This window comes from Micromonospora yongxingensis, from assembly GCF_052601155.1.
The window spans coordinates 98,003-114,652 of the sequence record NZ_JBQXEO010000021.1 but is presented as its reverse complement, the minus strand read 5'-3'; the positions used below and the strand labels follow the sequence as shown (position 1 = coordinate 114,652).

General features: G+C 73.9%; 18 protein-coding genes. 11 read left to right on the top strand and 7 right to left on the bottom strand.

Features of this window, described 5'->3' with window-relative positions:
• Positions 1–14: 14 nt before the first annotated feature.
• Positions 15–581, top strand: coding sequence for a hypothetical protein (locus tag ACTWLT_RS23480; protein WP_445320246.1), 567 nt, complete (start codon positions 15–17; stop codon positions 579–581).
• A gap of 50 nt (positions 582–631) precedes the next feature.
• On the opposite strand, the gene ACTWLT_RS23475 is transcribed toward ACTWLT_RS23480, so the two are convergent.
• Both ACTWLT_RS23475 and ACTWLT_RS23470 read right to left on the bottom strand, forming a co-directional pair.
• A complete protein-coding gene (locus ACTWLT_RS23475) occupies positions 632–1,513 on the bottom strand; it encodes a helix-turn-helix transcriptional regulator (RefSeq protein ID WP_445320245.1) in 882 nt (293 codons plus the stop codon).
• Between the two features lie 160 nt (positions 1,514–1,673).
• Entirely contained in the window at positions 1,674–1,796 is a 123-nt protein-coding gene (locus tag ACTWLT_RS23470) for a ribosomal protein bL36 (protein ID WP_074317072.1), read from the bottom strand.
• Positions 1,797–1,936: 140 nt separating this feature from the next.
• Between ACTWLT_RS23470 and ACTWLT_RS23465 the strand changes: the two genes are divergently transcribed.
• Complete coding sequence (locus ACTWLT_RS23465) at positions 1,937–2,860, top strand: lytic polysaccharide monooxygenase auxiliary activity family 9 protein (RefSeq protein ID WP_445320244.1); 924 nt, start codon at positions 1,937–1,939, stop codon at positions 2,858–2,860.
• A gap of 24 nt (positions 2,861–2,884) precedes the next feature.
• Here the strand turns inward: ACTWLT_RS23465 and mgrA are convergent, their stop codons facing one another.
• Positions 2,885–3,880 (bottom strand): L-glyceraldehyde 3-phosphate reductase, encoded by a 996-nt coding sequence (gene mgrA, locus ACTWLT_RS23460; protein ID WP_445320243.1) that lies wholly within the window; start codon positions 3,878–3,880, stop codon positions 2,885–2,887.
• A 70-nt stretch (positions 3,881–3,950) separates the two neighbouring features.
• Here mgrA and ACTWLT_RS23455 point away from each other — a divergent pair, with 70 nt between their 5' ends.
• The 8 genes from ACTWLT_RS23455 (at position 3,951) to ACTWLT_RS23420 (ending at position 12,503) form a co-directional block, all read left to right on the top strand.
• Positions 3,951–4,931 carry an aldo/keto reductase gene (locus ACTWLT_RS23455; protein ID WP_445320242.1) on the top strand — a complete coding sequence of 327 codons (981 nt, stop codon included), beginning with the start codon at positions 3,951–3,953 and terminating at the stop codon, positions 4,929–4,931.
• Between the two features lie 5 nt (positions 4,932–4,936).
• Positions 4,937–5,434 carry a hemerythrin domain-containing protein gene (locus ACTWLT_RS23450; RefSeq protein ID WP_252420032.1) on the top strand — a complete coding sequence of 166 codons (498 nt, stop codon included), beginning with the start codon at positions 4,937–4,939 and terminating at the stop codon, positions 5,432–5,434.
• A gap of 55 nt (positions 5,435–5,489) precedes the next feature.
• On the top strand, positions 5,490–6,734 hold the full coding sequence (locus ACTWLT_RS23445) for a histidine kinase (RefSeq protein ID WP_252420031.1): 1,245 nt from the start codon (positions 5,490–5,492) through the stop codon (positions 6,732–6,734).
• Positions 6,731–7,381: a response regulator transcription factor gene (locus ACTWLT_RS23440; protein ID WP_252420030.1), complete on the top strand. Its 651-nt coding sequence runs from the start codon at positions 6,731–6,733 to the stop codon at positions 7,379–7,381. Before ACTWLT_RS23445 ends, ACTWLT_RS23440 begins: the two co-directional genes overlap by 4 nt.
• Positions 7,382–7,457: 76 nt before the next feature.
• Complete coding sequence (locus ACTWLT_RS23435) at positions 7,458–8,534, top strand: hypothetical protein (protein ID WP_445320241.1); 1,077 nt, start codon at positions 7,458–7,460, stop codon at positions 8,532–8,534.
• Between the two features lie 57 nt (positions 8,535–8,591).
• Positions 8,592–10,052 (top strand): MoxR family ATPase, encoded by a 1,461-nt coding sequence (locus ACTWLT_RS23430; protein WP_445320240.1) that lies wholly within the window; start codon positions 8,592–8,594, stop codon positions 10,050–10,052.
• A gap of 2 nt (positions 10,053–10,054) precedes the next feature.
• Positions 10,055–12,007: a vWA domain-containing protein gene (locus ACTWLT_RS23425; RefSeq protein WP_445320239.1), complete on the top strand. Its 1,953-nt coding sequence runs from the start codon at positions 10,055–10,057 to the stop codon at positions 12,005–12,007.
• A 28-nt stretch (positions 12,008–12,035) separates the two neighbouring features.
• Complete coding sequence (locus ACTWLT_RS23420) at positions 12,036–12,503, top strand: hypothetical protein (RefSeq protein ID WP_445320238.1); 468 nt, start codon at positions 12,036–12,038, stop codon at positions 12,501–12,503.
• 158 nt (positions 12,504–12,661) lie between these two features.
• On the opposite strand, the gene ACTWLT_RS23415 is transcribed toward ACTWLT_RS23420, so the two are convergent.
• Positions 12,662–13,669: a GlxA family transcriptional regulator gene (locus ACTWLT_RS23415; protein ID WP_252420023.1), complete on the bottom strand. Its 1,008-nt coding sequence runs from the start codon at positions 13,667–13,669 to the stop codon at positions 12,662–12,664.
• A gap of 53 nt (positions 13,670–13,722) precedes the next feature.
• On the opposite strand from ACTWLT_RS23415, the gene ACTWLT_RS23410 reads away from it, so the two are divergent.
• On the top strand, positions 13,723–15,027 hold the full coding sequence (locus ACTWLT_RS23410; RefSeq protein ID WP_252420021.1) for an MFS transporter: 1,305 nt from the start codon (positions 13,723–13,725) through the stop codon (positions 15,025–15,027).
• Between the two features lie 10 nt (positions 15,028–15,037).
• Here ACTWLT_RS23410 and ACTWLT_RS23405 read toward each other — a convergent pair whose 3' ends face one another.
• The 3 genes from ACTWLT_RS23405 to ACTWLT_RS23395 form a co-directional block, all read right to left on the bottom strand.
• The gene (locus ACTWLT_RS23405) at positions 15,038–15,751 is read right to left on the bottom strand and encodes an RICIN domain-containing protein (protein ID WP_445320237.1); all 714 of its coding nucleotides are present in this window, start codon (positions 15,749–15,751) and stop codon (positions 15,038–15,040) included.
• Between the two features lie 72 nt (positions 15,752–15,823).
• Positions 15,824–16,108: a DUF427 domain-containing protein gene (locus tag ACTWLT_RS23400; RefSeq protein ID WP_354962825.1), complete on the bottom strand. Its 285-nt coding sequence runs from the start codon at positions 16,106–16,108 to the stop codon at positions 15,824–15,826.
• A 39-nt stretch (positions 16,109–16,147) separates the two neighbouring features.
• Complete coding sequence (locus ACTWLT_RS23395; RefSeq protein ID WP_445320236.1) at positions 16,148–16,618, bottom strand: aminoacyl-tRNA deacylase; 471 nt, start codon at positions 16,616–16,618, stop codon at positions 16,148–16,150.
• Positions 16,619–16,650 lie beyond the last annotated feature (32 nt).

Below are 16,650 nucleotides of genomic sequence, written 5' to 3'. Positions count from 1 at the left end.
GGGAGGCGTTGACGATGGATCAGGCAATCACCGCTCTGGCGGCCGTGATCGCGGTGCTGGCCGGAGCGGCCGGCACGTACGTCGTCGGCAGGCTCACCGATCGCGACAGGTTCGCCAGGGAGCTGCACGTCCGGTGGGACCAGCGCCGACTGGACGCGTACGTGTCCTACGTCTCGGCGGCGAAGCTGGCCGGCACCCGGGCGAACCAGGTTCACGCGGGCCGTATCAACGGCGCTTCCGAGGCCGACCTCGCTGCGCTGCTGCAGGAGCTGGCGGACGTCGAGATACGCAGGTCGGAGGCGTTCGAGGCGCTGCCCCTGCTGGCCGACGGCGCCACCATCGAGGCGGCACACGAGCTGAACCACGCCGTCTGGCAGCTTGAGCAGCCGGCACGGCTGGGCACGAAGCTGGACGACGACGTCTGGCACGCTCTCGCCGACAAGTGGGTCAACGCCCTCAACAACTTCCACTCGTGCGCTCGGGCGGGGCTGACCGTCCCCGGGCAGTTCTCCAGGCGGGACGTCGCGGCGTTGCCGGTGTCGCGTCCCGAGCCGGCCACTTCCTCGACGAGAGAGCAGTGACCGCTCGGCCGGCGTTGAAGCGGGCAGGCGGGACGACCGGGCGGAAAGCGTCAACCGGTCGAGCGGGGGTCCTCCTGAGGGGCCGGCCGGGTGGCGGCGGTGAGGCTACCCAGGATGCCGAGCAGCTCGGCGCTGCGGCTGCCGGGTTCGGCGTGGAAGACGACCATGATCAGGCCGTCGGTGCCGCCGATGGCGAGCTTGTTCGACTGAAGGTCGATGTCGCCGACCTGTGGGTGGGTCAACCGCACCACATGGCCCCGCTGCGGGTGCACGTCATGGCGTGCCCACAGCTGTCGGAACCGCTCACTGCGCACCGACAGCTCCCCGACCAGCTCCACCAGCCGCGGGTCGTCGACCTCGGGGCCGGTGTGGGCGCGCAGGATGGCGACCCCCTCCTCGGTGGTGTCGTCCCAGTCCCGGCGAAGAGCCCGCTCCGCCGGGTCGAGGAAGACCGACTCCAGCAGGTTCACGCCGGGCGCGTAGTTCGGTGACAGCGCCGCCGCCAGGGTGTTGACGGCGACCACGTCGAAGAACCGGGTCTGCACGTACGCCGGGTTGCCGGCCCATCCGTCGATGAGCTGCCGGATGCTCATCGGCACCCGGACGGGCGGCGACGTGCGGGCGCGGGCCGCCCTGGTGGATCGGCGGGAACCCTGCCCCTGGGCCAGCCGGATCAGGTGGGCGGTCGCGTCGCGATCGAGCCGCAGAACGCGGGCGAGCGCCTCCAGGACCTGCACGGAGGGGTTGCGGTCCCGGCCCTGCTCCAGCCGGAGGTAGTAGTCCGCGCTGATGCCGGCGAGCAGGGCGACCTCCTCGCGGCGCAGGCCGCGGACCCGCCGCAGGCCCGTGCCGGCGCCGATACCGACGTCCTCGGGGCGGACCAGTTCCCGTCGAGCACGCAGGAACTCCCCGAGCGGGTTGTCGCCATCCACGTCACCCACGGTAGGTCGGTTCGCGCCGCGGTGGCTGGCCCTCTCGGGACCAGGATGACGGGGTGCCTCTGACAGCCCGAGGCGCCGGGCACACGAAAACGCCCTGGCCGGAGATGTCCGGCCAGGGCGTTCGTCGACTGTGTGCCCGGTAGGGGCTCGATCAGCCCTGACGGCTCTTCCACTGCGGGTTCGCGCGGTTCACCACGAGGACCCGGCCGTGTCGGCGGACGACCACCGAACCGGGCTTCTGCTTCAGCGCTCGCAACGAGGTGCGTACCTTCATGTCTGCCTCCTCGGCCTGGGGATCTGGTGTCGATCCCGTACCGCCTGTCGGAACGCCGGGCCCGGGTCCGCGATTCCCGGCCCCCTCGACGTCGAACCTTTGCCGCCCCGCGCCCGTACCACTGCGCGGGAGGTCAATCCATGACCGTGCGCCGAGTGCTCGCCGCCGTGCTGGTCGCCGTGGCGACCGTGCCGGTGGCCGCCACGCCCGCCGTCGCGCACGGCGCCCCGACCGACCCGGTCAGCCGGGCGGCGGCCTGCGGACCCGAGGGCCGGTACGCGGCCACCAGCGCCTGCCGGGCGGCCGTCGAGGCGGGTGCGGCGGTCCGCGAGTGGGACAACGTCCGGGTCGCCGCGATCAACGGCCGGGACCGGGAGAAGATCCCGGACGGCGAGCTGTGCAGCGGCGGGCTCTCCGCGTACCGGGGACTGGACCTGCCCCGGACCGACTGGCCGGCCACCGAACTGACCGCCGGTGCCCGGTTCACCTTCCGCTACCGGACCACCATCGAGCACCGGGGCACCTTCCGGCTCTACGTCACCCGGCCCGGCTACGACCCCCGGAAGCCCCTGACCTGGGCCGCTCTGGAAGCCCGCCCGTTCCTGACGCTGACCGACCCGCCGGTACGGGCCGGGGCGTACCAACTGCCGGGCCGGCTGCCGGGGGGCCGGGACGGCCACCATCTGATCTACACGATCTGGCAGAACTCCAACACCCCGGACACCTACTACTCCTGCTCCGACGTGGTGTTCCGCTCGGCTCGCGGCGGCACGGCGACGGGCACCCCGAAGCGGGCCGCCGCGACGAAGAGCGCTGTGCCGCGTACCACCGCGAGCCGCCCGGCGGCGACCGAGCCGGCGGTGGCGGCGGCGGCCGAGCCGGGCGTGCCCGTGGCGTCGGTGACCGACCTCGCCGGCCGGTGGCCGGTGCTGGCCGGTGCCGCCACCGTGCTGGTCGTCGCGCTGCTGATCGGTGCGAGCCGGCGGCGGCGCAGCGACGGCCCCCCGGTCGGCCGGGCCTGCGAGGTGCGCAACCACCGGGCCGGACGGCGCCGGATCTGGTGACCCGGCCCGCCGGCCCGGCGGCGCTCAGCCCAGGTGCCGGTCGATCTCGGCCAGCTCCTCGGCGGTGAGGTCGAGGTTGTCCAGCGCGGCGATGTTCGTCTCCAGTTGCTCGACGCTGCTCGCGCCGATGATCAGGCTGGTCATCCGCGGGTCACGCAGCGCCCACGCCAGTGCGAGCTGGGCCAGCGACTGGCCGCGGCCCTCGGCGACCGCGCCGAGCCCCCGGATGGTGGCCATCTTCTCCTCGCTGAGGTCGCTCTCGTTGAGGAAGACACTGGTGCGCACCCGCGAGTCGGCGGGGATGCCGCCCAGGTAGCGGTCGGTCAGCAGGCCCTGTGCCAGCGGGCTGTAGGCGATGCAGCCGGCGCCGACCTCCTCCAGCGTGTCCAGCAGACCGTCGGCCTCGGTCCACCGGTTGAGCATCGAGTACGACGGCTGGTTGATCAGCAGCGGCGTGCCGAGGTCGCGCAGGATCGCGGCGGCGCGGGCGGTCTGCTCGGAGTTGTAGTTCGAGATGCCCACGTACTGCGCCTTGCCGGAGCGGACGATCGCGTCCAGCGCGCCCATCGTCTCCTCCAGCGGAGTGTCCGGATCGAACCGGTGCGAGTAGAAGATGTCGACGTAGTCCAGCCCCATCCGGCTCAGGGACTGGTCCAGGGACGAGATCAGGTACTTGCGCGAGCCCCACTCGCCGTACGGGCCGGGCCACATCAGGTAGCCGGCCTTGCTGGAGATGACCAGCTCGTCGCGGTACGGCTTGAGGTCGGTGGCGAGCAGCCGGCCGAAGTTCTCCTCCGCCGCGCCGGGCGGGGGACCGTAGTTGTTGGCCAGATCGAAGTGGGTGACGCCCAGGTCGAAGGCGCGGCGGACGATGTCGCGCTGCCGTTCGAACGGACGGTCGGGGCCGAAGTTGTGCCACAGGCCAAGGGAGACGGCGGGCAGCCGCAGGCCACTGCGTCCGCTGCGCCGGTAGGTCATGGTGTCGTAGCGGTCATCCGCGGCGAGATAGGTCACGATCATGAGCCTAGCTCCGGCCCGGCGTAGGCGGGATCGGGCGTGTGAACCCGGACAACGGGGTAGTTTCGAGACCATGCGTCTCATCGCGCTCGACACCCCCAAACCGCTGTCCAAGATCGGGTTGGGCACCTGGCAGTTCGGCTCCCGCGAGTGGGGTTACGGCCCGGACTTCGAGCAGCGAGCGACGCAGATCGTCCGCCGGGCCGTCGAGCTGGGCGTGACCGTCTTCGACACCGCCGAGGTCTACGGCTTCGGGCGCAGCGAGCGGATCCTCGGTGCCGCGCTCGGCGAGGACCGGCACAAGGTCGTGGTCGCCAGCAAGATCTTCCCGGTGCTGCCGGTGGCCGCCGTGGTGCAGCAGCGGGCGGTCGCCTCGGCGGCCCGACTCGGCGTCACCAGCCTCGACCTCTACCAGGTGCACCAGCCCCACCCGCTGGTCGCCGACCACAGCACGATGCGCGGCATGCGGGCGTTGCAGGACGTCGGGCTGGTCGGCGAGGTCGGCGTGAGCAACTACGGGCTGCGCCGCTGGCAGGTCGCCGAGGCGGCGCTCGGCCGGCGGGTGCTCACCAACCAGGTGCGCTACAGCATGCTGGACCGGGCACCCGAGCAGGACCTGCTGCCGTACGCGCGGCAGGCCGGCCGCGTCGTCATCGCGTACAGCCCGCTGGCACAGGGCTTCCTCTCCGGCCGCTACGACGCGAAGAACCCGCCCACCGGCGCCGTCCGGCGGGCCAACCCGTACTTCCTGCCCGAGAACCTGGAGCGGGGCGCCAACCTGATCGACACGCTGCGCCAGGTCGCCGACGCCCACGACGCCACCCCCAGCCAGATCGCACTGGCCTACCTGCTGCGCCACCCGAACGTGCTGGCCATCCCCGGCGCGTCCGGCGTGGAGCAGATGGAACGCAACGCGGCCGCCGCCGACATCGACCTCGCCGACGACGAACACGCCGCGCTCGCCGAGGCCGCCAAACGGTTCCGTCCGGTCACCGGCCTCGCCGCGATGCCCCGAATGCTGCGCGCCCGGTTCGCCGGGCCGACGGGAAAGTGAGCACAGTGGACGACATCACCGCACTGATCCTGGACGACCACGCCGCGTTCCGGCGTGGCTTCGCCCGCCTCGACGACGCCCGCGACGAGCAGGAGCTGCTGGCCATCTGGGAGGCGCTCGCCCTGCACCTGGACATCCACGCCGAGGCGGAGGAGGCGATCCTCTACCCGCACCTGGTCAAGCACGGCGACGACGGTGAGGACGAGACCGCCGACGCGATCGGCGACCACAACAAGATCCGCGACGCCATCGCCGAGTCCAAGCTGCACCCGGTCGGCTCCGATCGCTGGTGGGAGGCGGTCGGTACGGCCCGCCGCGAGAACAGCGAGCACCTGGCCGAGGAGGAGGACGAGGCGCTGCCCGACTTCCGCCGGCACGCCGGCACCGAACTGCGCGCCGAACTGGGCCACCGCTGGCTGACCTTCTACGGCGAGCACAAGAACGGGCGCAACCTGCCGTTCCGCGACAAGGACCCGCAGTCGTACGTGGCCGACCACCGCTGAGATCTCCCCGGTGCGGGGGAGTCGCACCCCGGGGAGTCGGCCGCAGAATGGCGTGATGACCCTCCGAGCGGCGCTGGCCCCGCTGGTCGCCGGCAGCACCTGGCGGCGCGGCGTGTTCCTGCTGCTGGGCGGGGTGCTGGCGCTGCCGTACGGGCTCCTCGCGGTGACCTTCGCCCAACTGCTCGGCGACGCGGAGATCCCCCGCCCACTGGTGTACGCCCTGCTGGTGATCGCGGCGCTGATCGCCGTGGTGCCGCTGCTGCTGGACGGCAGCCGGGCACTGGAGATCGCCGCCGTGCGGGCGTTGCTCGGCGTCGACCTGCCTGAGCCCGCAGCGGGGCACCGCGGCGACCGGGAAACCCGCCTGCGCAGCGCGCTCTGGATCACCACCCACCTCGTCGTCGGGGCTCTGGTGATGGTCGCGCTGTTCAGCGCCCTGCCGATGGCGCTGGCCTTCATCGCCCAGCAGTTCGGCGTCGGCGACGAGCTGACCAGCCGGGAACGGTTCGGGCCGCTCCACGGGCGGGACAGCGGCTGGTTGACGCTGACCGGGGTGGCCCTGCTGGTCGGCCTCGGCTACGCCGTCGCGGCGCTCGGCGCGCTCGCCGGGTCGATGGCGCCGGTGCTGCTCGGCCCCGCGCAGGCGGAGCGGATCGCCGCCCTGGAGGCGCGGGCCACCCGGCTCGCCGAACGCAACCGCCTGGCCCGGGAACTGCACGACTCGGTCGGCCACGCGCTGACCGTGGCCACCCTCCAGGCCGGCGCCGCCCGCGAGGTGCTCGACACCGACCCGGAGTTCGTCCGGCGGGCGCTCACCGCCATCGAGAACGCCGGGAGGACCGCCATGGACGAGCTCGACCACGTACTCGGGCTGCTCCGCGAGACCGGCGGCGACCGGAGCGGGGCGGCGCCGCAGCGTACTCTCGCCGACCTGGACCGGCTGGTCACCGACGCCCGCGCGACCGGGCTGACGGTGCACGCGCAGCGCGCCGGCGACCCGGCGCGGGTGCCCGCGGCGGTCTCCCGCGAGGGCTACCGGATCGTCCAGGAAGGGCTGACCAACGCCGCCCGGTACGGGCACGGGCCCGTGACGTTGCGCCTGGACCTGCACCCGGACGCGCTGGAGCTGGAACTGGTCAACGCGGTGGGCCGGGCAGACCGCGCCGACCCCGGTCGTGGTGGTCGGGGCCTGGACGGCATGCGCGAGCGGGTGCTGCTGCTCGGCGGCAGGCTCACCGTGGGCCCGGACGGCGAGCGGTGGCTGATCCGGGCCCGCCTGCCGTACGAGGGGACGCGATGACCACCGGCGTGCTGATCGTCGACGACGACGAGCTGATCCGGATCGGGCTGCGGGCAATCATCGACGCCCAACCCGACCTGCGCGTGCTCGCCGAGGCCGCCGACGGCGCCGAGGTGCCGCCGCTGGTCGCCCGGCACCGGCCGGACGTGGTGCTGATGGACGTGCGGATGCCCGGCATCGACGGCATCCAGGCCACCCGGCACCTGCTGGCCACCTCCGCCGACCCGCCCCGGGTGCTGGTGGTCACCACGTTCGCCAACGACGAGTACGTCTACGAGGCGTTGCGCGCCGGCGCCTCCGGCTTCCTGCTCAAACGGGCCCGGCCCGCCGAGGTGGTGGAGGCCGTCCGGGTCGTCGCGGCGGGGGAATCGCTGCTCTTCCCCGCCGCGATCCGCCAACTGGTCGGGGCGTACGGGCCGGCCGGCGGCGACCGGCTGCGCGGGGCACGGCTCACCGAGCGGGAGGCCGAGGTGCTGCGCCTCATGTCCACCGGCCGGTCCAACCCGGAGATCGCCGCGCACCTGGTGGTCGGGGTGGAGACGGTGAAGACGCACGTCGGCAACGTGCTGGCCAAGCTGGGCGTCCGCGACCGTACCCAGGCGGTCATCGCCGCCTACGAGTCTGGCTTCGTCACCCCGTCCGGCTGACCGGTCCCTCCGCCGGGGGAGCGGCTTCACCGCCGGCCGGGAGGGCACCGACCTGCTGTCGGACCAGGCTGAGAGCATGACAACGATCACTGCCTCCCGACCCCGTGCCGACTCCCGCTGGCCGGACCGGCTCGCCCCACTGGCCGCCGGTTGGCTCGGCCTGTGGGGCGTCCTCGCCCTGGTCGGCACGCTCACCGGTGCCGGCTACCCGTTCGGCCCGAACGACCCCCACGGCGGCGACGTCAGCCTGCTCCGCCTGGTGCCGGTGGAGGTGGCCACCCCGCTCTTCGCCGGCGTGCTGCTCACCGCCGCGGTGGCCGCCCTGGCCATGAGCCGCCCGGCCGTACGCCCACCCGGCCCACTGCGGACGCTGCTCGCCGGCTACGGCTGGACCGTGGCGTTCGTGCTCGCCGTTGTCGTTCCGGACGCCCGGGTGCTGGTCATCCTCGGCTACCTGCCGATGCTGATCATCGGTGCGCCGTTCGGCTGGCCGCCGGTCGACTACGCCGAGATCTTCACCTGGGCGCTGTTCGCCCGGTTCGCCGCGCTCGTCGGCGGGCTGCTGCTGGCCGGGGCGGTGCTCGCCTGGCAGCGCCGCACCGCCGGGGCCTGCGTCGGGTGCGGCCGCGACGACACCGACCGTGGCTGGACCACCCCGGCCGCCGCCGCGCGCTGGGGTCGGTGGGCCGCCGGCATCGCCGCGGCCATCCCGTTGACGTACGCGCTGACCCGGTTCGCCTGGACGGCCGGCATCCCGCTGGGCATCTCGCGGGAGTTCCTGGCCGAGATGCAGGACACCGGGCTGGTGTGGGCCGGGTTCGGGCTGGGCGCGTTCGCGACCGTCGGCGCGATCCTCACCCTCGGACTGGTGCAGCGGTGGGGCGAGCGGTTCCCGCGCTGGATGGTCGGGCTCGCTGGTCGCCGGGTGCCGGTGAAGCTGGCCGTCGTGCCGGCCACGCTGGTCGCCATCGCGGTGACCGCCGCCACACTGGGCCTGCTCACCAACCCCGAGTTCTGGCGGCTCACCGGCGGGTTCAGCCTGACCGGGGCGCCGATGCTGCTCTGGCCGTTGTGGGGCGTGGCGCTCGGCGCCGCCACCTACGCGTACCACCTGCGCCGCCGCGGAGCCTGCCGGCGCTGCGGGCGGAGCTGAGGGTGGGAGTGGCGGTGCCCCCCGATGCCCGGGGCGCCCCCGCGAATGTGAGCTAGCGTGGGTCGGGTGACTGCGCCCTCCCCGGTAATCCCGGTCCCACCGGCCGACCTGCCCGGCACGCTCGGCGCGCTTCGGGCGGCCGGTCACCAGTACCGCACCGTCAAGCAGGAACTCCGCGACAACCTCCTCGCCCGGATGCGTTCCGGCGAGGACCGCTTCCCCGGCATCGTCGGCTACGACGACACCGTGCTGCCCGAGGTCGAGCGGGCACTGCTCGCCGGGCACGACATGGTGCTGCTCGGCGAGCGCGGCCAGGGCAAGACCCGACTGATCCGCTCGCTCGGCGCGCTGCTCGACGAGTGGACGCCCATCATTCCCGGCTCGGTGCTCAACGAACACCCGATGCACCCGCTCACCCCGGCGTCCCGCGCCCAGGTCGCCGAGGCCGGCGACGACCAGCCGGTCGGCTGGCTGCACCGCTCGATGCGCTACGGCGAGAAGCTGGCGACCCCGGACACCAGCGTCGGCGACCTGATCGGTGACGTCGACCCGATCCGGATCGCCCAGGGCCGCACCCTCGGCGACCCGGAGACCATTCACTTCGGCCTGGTGCCCCGCACCAACCGGGGCATCTTCGCCGTCAACGAGCTGCCCGACCTGGCCGAGCGGATCCAGGTGGCGCTGCTCAACGTGCTGGAGGAGCGGGACATCCAGGTCCGTGGCTACCAGTTGCGGCTGCCGCTGGACCTGCTCCTGGTGGCCAGCGCCAACCCCGAGGACTACACGAACCGGGGTCGGATCATCACCCCGCTCAAGGACCGGTTCGGCGCGGAGATCCGCACCCACTACCCGGTCGACCTGGAGTTGGAGCTGGAGCTGATCCGGCAGGAGGCCGACCTGGTCGCCGAGGTGCCGGAGCACGTCCTGGAGGTGCTGGCCCGGTTCGCCCGCGCGGTGCGTGAGTCGCCGTCGGTGGACCCGCGCTCCGGAGTCTCCGCCCGGTTCGCCATCGCCGCCGCCGAGACGGTGGCCGGCGCCGCGCTGCGTCGCGCCGGCCTGCTCGCGGCCCCCGGCAACGCGGAGGGTCAACCGGAGGCAGCGGTGGCCCGGGTCGGCGACGCGGTGTCGGTGACCAGCACCCTGCGCGGCAAGGTGGAGTTCGAGAGCGGCGAGGAGGGGCGCGAGATCGAGATCCTCGCCCACCTGCTGCGGACCGCGACCGCCGAGACGTTCCGGGCCCGCCTCGCCGGGCTGGACCTGTCCGGCTTCACCAACCTCGTCGAGGACGGCGCGGCCATCGAGACCGGTGAGCTGGTCGGTGCCGCCGAGTTGCTGCGCCAGGTGGGCACCGTGCCCGGCCTGGCCAAGGTGCTGGACCGGCTCGGTCTGGGCGACGCGCCCACCCCCGAGGAGGCCGCCGCCGCCGTCGAGTTCGTGCTGGAAGGGCTGCACCTGACCCGCCGGCTCGGCAAGGACATCAGCGACTCCGGGCGCACCGTCTACGGCGGCCGGGGCTGACCATGGCCGGCAACCGGTTCCGGTACGGGCAGTGGCGCGGCGGGCCGGACCCGCTCGCGCCCCCGTACGACGTGCGTGAGGCGGTGGACGCGGTCGGCGCCGAGGTGCTGGCCGGTGGCAGCCTCCGGGAGGCGCTGCGCGACCTGCTGCGCCGTGGCCCGCAGGGCCGTGGCGGGCTCGACGACCTGGCCGCCCGTGCCCGGCGGCTGCGCCGGGAGGCGTTGCGCAGGGGCGACCTGGACGGCGCGGTGACCCGGGCGCAGGCACTGCTCGACCAGGCCCTCGCCGCCGAGCGGGACGAGCTGCGGGGCCGCGACGACGACGCCGCGCGGTTCGCCGAGTCGGTGCTGGACAACCTGCCCCGCTCCACGTCGCGGGCGGTGGAGGAGTTGGCCGGTTACCAGTGGGCCAGCGAGGACGCCCGCCGGTCGTACCAGCAGATCCTCGACCAGCTCCGCGACGACGTCCTCGGTCAGCGTTTCGCCGGGCTGCGCGACGCGGTGCGCGCCTCCGCCGACCCGGCCGCCCAGCAGCGGCTGGCCGAGATGATGCGGGACCTGAACGACCTGCTGGCCCGGCACGGCCGCGCGGAGGACACCACCGACGCGTTCGCCGAGTTCATGCGCCGGCACGGCGACTTCTTCCCGGAGAAGCCGGAGACCGTCGACGAGCTGGTCGACGTGCTGGCCCGCCGCTCGGCGGCCGGCGAACGGCTCATGAACTCACTCTCCGACCGGCAGCGCGCCGAGCTGGCCGGGCTGATGCAGCAGTCGCTCGGCGACCGGCTGGCCGGGGAGCTGTCCGCGCTGGACGCGAACCTGCGGGCGCTGCGACCGGATCTGCGGTGGGGGCGCGGCGAGCGGGTCCGGGGCGAGCAGCCGCTGGGCTACGCCGACGCGGCCGGAGCGTTGGGTGAGATCGGCGAGCTGGACGAGCTGCTCGACCAGCTCGACCAGGAACACCCGGGCGCCACCCTGGACGACGTGGACGTCGACGCGGTGGCCCGGACGCTGGGCCGGGACGCCGCCGACGAGGTCCGCCGGTTGCGTGAGCTGGAGCGGGAGCTCCGCCGGCAGGGCTGGGTGAGTCGGGACGCCGACGGCCTCACGCTGAGCCCGAAGGCGCTGCGCCGACTCGGCGGGACCGCGCTGCGACGGGTCTTTTCCGAGCTGACCGCCGGGCCGCGAGGCCAGCACGACCTGCGGTCGGCGGGTGCCGCCGGTGAGGTCAGCGGCGCGTCCCGTCCGTGGCAGTACGGCGACGAGCAGCCGCTGGACGTGGTCCGGACGCTCACCAGGGCGGTGAGCCGGGGTGGCCCGAGCGTGCCGGTGCAGCTCACGGTGGACGACTTCGAGGTGGTGGAGACCGAGAAGCGGGCCTCCGCGGCGGTGGTGCTCTGCGTGGACCTCTCGTACTCGATGATCTCGCAGGGTCGTTGGGGGCCGATGAAGCAGACGGCGCTGGCACTGGCGCACCTGATGGAGACCCGGTTCCCGCAGGACGCGCTGCAGATCGTGGGCTTCGGCCGGGAGGCGATGACGCTCACCCAGCAGGAGTTGGCCGCCGTCGAGCCGGACATGGAGCAGGGCACCAACCTCCAGCACGCGCTGCGGCTGGCCGGTCGGCACCTGCGCCGGCACCCGGACGCCGAGCCGGTGGTGCTGGTGGTGACCGACGGCGAGCCGACCGCCCACCTGGACCCGGACGACGGGGAGGCGCTGTTCCACTGGCCGCCGCTGCCGGAGACGATCGAGGCGACGGTCCGCGAGGTGGACCGGCTCAGCCGCTACGGCGCCACGCTCAACCTGTTCATGCTCGGTGACGATCCGGGTCTGCGCCGCTTCGTCGACGCGGTGGCCCGGCGCAGCCGGGGTCGGATGTTCACCCCCGACACCGACGACCTGGGCGAGTACGTCGTCAGCGACTACCTCCGCTCCCGCCAATCCCGCCGCTAACCCCCGCCGGGCGGGGTTGACTGGGGGTGTGGAGAGCGGAGGGCTGCGGCGCGCGTACGACGCGGTGTTCGTGGAGATCGACGACGAGGCGGGGTTCGGGCCGCCACCGGAGGGTCAGCTCAGCGCTGAGCAGATCGTCGCGCACCTGGTCGCCAACGACGAGCTGATGGTCCAGGCCACCGAGGCGCTGCTGGCCGGGTCGGCGTTCGCCTACTACGACCTGGACGACATCCACCGCCCGCAGCTCGACGCGCTGGTCGCCGAGCAGGGTGGCCTGCGCGGCCTGACCGCGTTGCTGCACGGCACCAGCGACCGCCTGTGCGCGCTGGTCGACCAGCTCGGCCTGGAGGCGGACACCCCGGTCGAGACCCACCTGCGGGAGGGCTTCGACCTCATCGTCGACGAGCCGCTGCCCTGGTCCCGCACCCTCGACCTGCACACCCGGGTCCACCTACCCAAACACCAGGCCCAACTGCACATGCTCCGCCGCCCCTGACCCGTGCTGACCCCCGCTGGACCCCCGCCGATCTTGCACTTTCTGCCTCGACAAATGGGGGCACGGTGGGCGAATGGGCGACCGAAAGTGCAAGATCGCGGGCGGGTGGGTGGGTGGGCGGGGCGGGTGGGCGGGGCGGGGCGGGGCGTAGGCGCGGGTCAGCTTTTTAGGAGCTCGGTGCGGGGGTGGAAGGTGCGGCGGTAGGTGGAGGGGGCGACGCCGATGCGCTGGTGGAGTTGCTGGCGCAGGGCGGCGGTGGTGCCGAAGCCGCAGCGGTGGGCGATCTGGTCGACGGTGAGGTCGGTCGTTTCCAGCAGCAGTCGGGCGTGGTCGGTGCGCTGCTGGAGCAGCCACTGCGCCGGGCTCAACCCCGTCTCGGAGCGGAAGCGTCGGGTGAAGGTGCGTACGCTCATCCGGGCCTGCTCGGCCAGGTCGCGCAGCGCGATCGACTCGTGCAGCCGCTGCCGGGCCCACTCCCGGGCACCCGCGGTGCTGGTGTCGGTGGCCTTCGGCACCGGCTGCTCGATGTACTGCGCCTGGCCGCCGTCCCGCCAGGGCGGCATCACGCAGCGGCGGGCCGCCCGGTTGGCCACCTCGGTGCCGTGGTCGAGGCGGATGACGTACAGGCAGAGGTCGATGCCGGCGGCCACTCCGGCCGAGGTGAACACCCGATCGTCGGCGATGAAGAGCACACCGGGGTCGAGGTCCACCCGCTCGTGCAGCCGGCGGAACCGCTCCGCGTACGCCCAGTGGGTGGTGGCCCGGCGCCCGTCGAGCAGCCCGGCGGCGGCCAGCACGAACGCGCCCGTGCAGATCGACATCACGCGGGCGCCCCGCCGGTACGCCGACCGCAGCGCCTCGGCCACCTCCGGCTCGACGCTGCCGGAGGTCAGCGCGCTGCCGTCGTGGACGCCCGGGACGATCACCGTGTCGGCCGTGTCGAGCAGGTCCAGACCGTGGTCCGGGACGACCTGGAAGCCGGCGGTGCTGCGGACCGGCTGGCCGCCGGGGGTGCAGACCCGCACGTCGTAGTGGGGCACACCGTCGGCGCCCCGGGCGGTGCTGAAGACCTGGGACGGGGTGCCGAGGTCCAGGCCGACCACCTGGTCCAGGGCGAGGACGGCGATCCGGTGCGGGCGTACGGTCATGGCCCGATTATTGCGCATGATGGCTTTCCGGCCACTCGTCGGTGCCGGCGGCGCCGCACAGACTGGTCTGCGTGAGTAAGAACCGCCGCCTGCATCCCGCCTGGCTGGTCGCCGCCGTCGCCTTCGTGGCGCTGGTCGGCGCGGCCGGCTTCCGCGCCACCCCCTCGGTGCTGCTGCACCCGCTGCACGAGGAGTTCGGCTGGCCGCTGGCCACCATCTCCGCGGCCGTCTCGATCAATCTGCTGCTCTACGGGCTCACCGCGCCGTTCGCCGCCGCGCTGATGGACCGGTTCGGCATCCGCCGGGTCGTCTCGGTGGCACTGCTGCTGGTCGCCGCGGGCAGCGGGTTGACGGTCTTCATGACCGCCAGCTGGCAGTTGCTGCTCTGCTGGGGCGTGCTGGTCGGGCTGGGCACCGGCTCGATGGCGCTGGCCTTCGTGGCCACCGTCACCGGGCGTTGGTTCGTCCGCCGGCGGGGCCTGGTCACCGGGGTGCTGACCGCCGGCGGGGCGGCCGGGCAACTGGTCTTCCTGCCGCTGGTCGCGGTGCTGGTGCGCGACCACGGGTGGCGGACGGCGGCGCTCGTCGTGGCCGGAGCCGCGCTGGCGGTCGTACCCCTGGTGGTGTGGCTGCTGCGGGAGCATCCGGCGGATCTCGACCTGCCCGCCTACGGCGCGACCGAGGTCGTCGCGGCGCCGCCGGCCACCGGCGGGGCGGCGACGCGGGCGCTGGGCGCGCTGGCCGCCGCGGCCCGGACCCGGCCGTTCTGGCTGCTGGCCGCCGGGTTCGCGATCTGCGGCGCGACCACCAACGGCCTCGTCGGTACGCACTTCGTGCCGGCCGCGCACGACCACGGCATGACCGAGACCACCGCCGCCGGGCTGCTCGCCCTGGTCGGGCTCTTCGACATCGTCGGCACGATCGCCTCCGGCTGGCTGACCGACCGGGTGGACAGCCGGCTGCTGCTCGGCGGCTACTACGCGCTGCGCGGGGCGTCCCTGCTGGTGCTGCCGAGCCTGTTCGCCGACACCGCCAAGCCGAGCATGCTGGTGTTCATCATCTTCTACGGCCTGGACTGGGTGGCCACCGTGCCGCCCACCGTGGCGCTGTGCCGGGAGTACTTCGGCACCGCCGGGGCCGTGGTGTTCGGCTGGGTGTTCGCAGCCCACCAGTTCGGTGCGGCGCTCGCGGCGACCGGCGCGGGGCTGGTCCGGGACCGGCTCGGCGACTACGCGATGGCCTGGTACGTGGCCGGTGCCCTGTCGATCGGCGCCGCCGGGCTGTCGTTGCTGCTGCGGCGGCGGCCGGGCCGGCCGGTGCCGGAGGCCGTCCTGGTCGCCGCGACCGCACCCCGGGCGTGGAGCTTCCGGGGCTGAGGCCGGGCGGTCAGCCGAGGGTCCACTGCTGGGCGGGCCGGCCGTCGCACGTCCGCTGCCGGACCTTGTCCCCGGCCTCGGCGCCGTCGTCGTCGGCCTGCCCGCACTTGCCGCTGTGCACCGCCACCAGCAGCACCGGGCCGGTGCCGGTGGCGGTCAGCCGCCACTGCTGGTTGGCCTGGCCGTGGCAGGGGAACTGCAGCATCTGCGCGCCGTCGTCCGTGCTGCCGCCCTCGACGTCGAGGCACTGCCCGTAGGCCGCGTTGGTCAGCGTCACGACGTCCGCGCCGGCCGCGTTGACCACCCACTGCTGCTCCGGGCCACCCGTGCACGCGGCCAACGTCGCCTCCGCCTCCTCGTCGTCGCCGTCGAGCCCGAGGCAGAGCCCGGCGGCGGCCCGCAGCACACGAGGGCCGGTGGGCGGGTTGGCCGGGGTGGCCGACGGGGTCGGCGACGGCTCGGCCGTCGCGCTCGGGCTCGGCTCGGCCGCCGGGGCGGTGGTTTCCGGCGCGCTGGACGGGGCGCCGACCGTCGCCGGCACCACCGGCTCGTCGTCACCGTCGAGCAGCCCGGTGGCGAAGACCACTCCCAGGAGCACGCCGACCAGCCCGACGGCCAACGCCACCCGCAGCAGCGGATCGGCCAGCGGGCCGGAACGGGGTGCGGACCGCCGGCCGCCGTAGACGGTGCCGGCGGGGTCGGGGCGTTCGTCGGGCGCGGACATACGGGCCATCCTCACCCACCGCGGCGGGCTGGGGCCAGTCGGCGAACGGCGCCAGCCGCCGCGGTCGGGGGATCAGTCGACGACCCGGACGTCCTTCCAGAACGCCACCCGGTCGCGCACCATCTCGGCGTCCGGCTTCGGCTCCGGGTAGTACCAGACCGCGTCCTCGCTGGTGCTGCCCTCGTGTTCGAGGGTGTAGTACGAGGCGGTGCCCTTCCACGGGCAGACGGTGTGCGTCGCGGACTCGCGGATCAGGTCGTCGCGCAGGGCGGAGCGGGGGAAGTAGTGGTTGCCCTCCACCAGCACGGTGTCGTCGCTCTCGGCGACGACCAGGTCGTTCCACACGGCTTTCGGCATGGCACCAACACTAGGCCGTCGCTGGGACAGCGGCTGCGCTCAGCGCGTCGGCTGCGGGTCCGTGACGTCCGCCACGGTGGCCGCGAGAGCGGCGATCGTGGCGTCGGCGTCGACCGCGACGGCGAGACCGCGCTCACCGGCGCCCAGCGTGATCTCCCGGCCGCGCAGCCGCTGGTCGGCGATCACCGGCCAGGCGGTGCTCGCGCCGAACGGGGTGATGGTGCCGCGCTCGTAGCCGGTGGCGGCGAGGGCGCCGGCAGCGTCCGGCATGGACAGCCGGTGCACCCCGAGCAGGGCACGCAGCTTGGGCCAGGAGATGACCCGGTCGCCGGGGGTGAGCACGAACAGGTGGTCGTCCGCGCCCCGGCGGACCACGATCGTCTTGACGACGTCCGGGACGGCCACGCCCCGGGCGGCGGCGGCCTCCGCCAGGCTGCCGACAGCGCCGTGGCGGACCAACCGGTAGGGCAGGCCGGCGGAGTCCAGGGCGGCGATCGCGGGCGACGACATGCCCGCCACGGTAACCGCCGGGCCTGCCACCG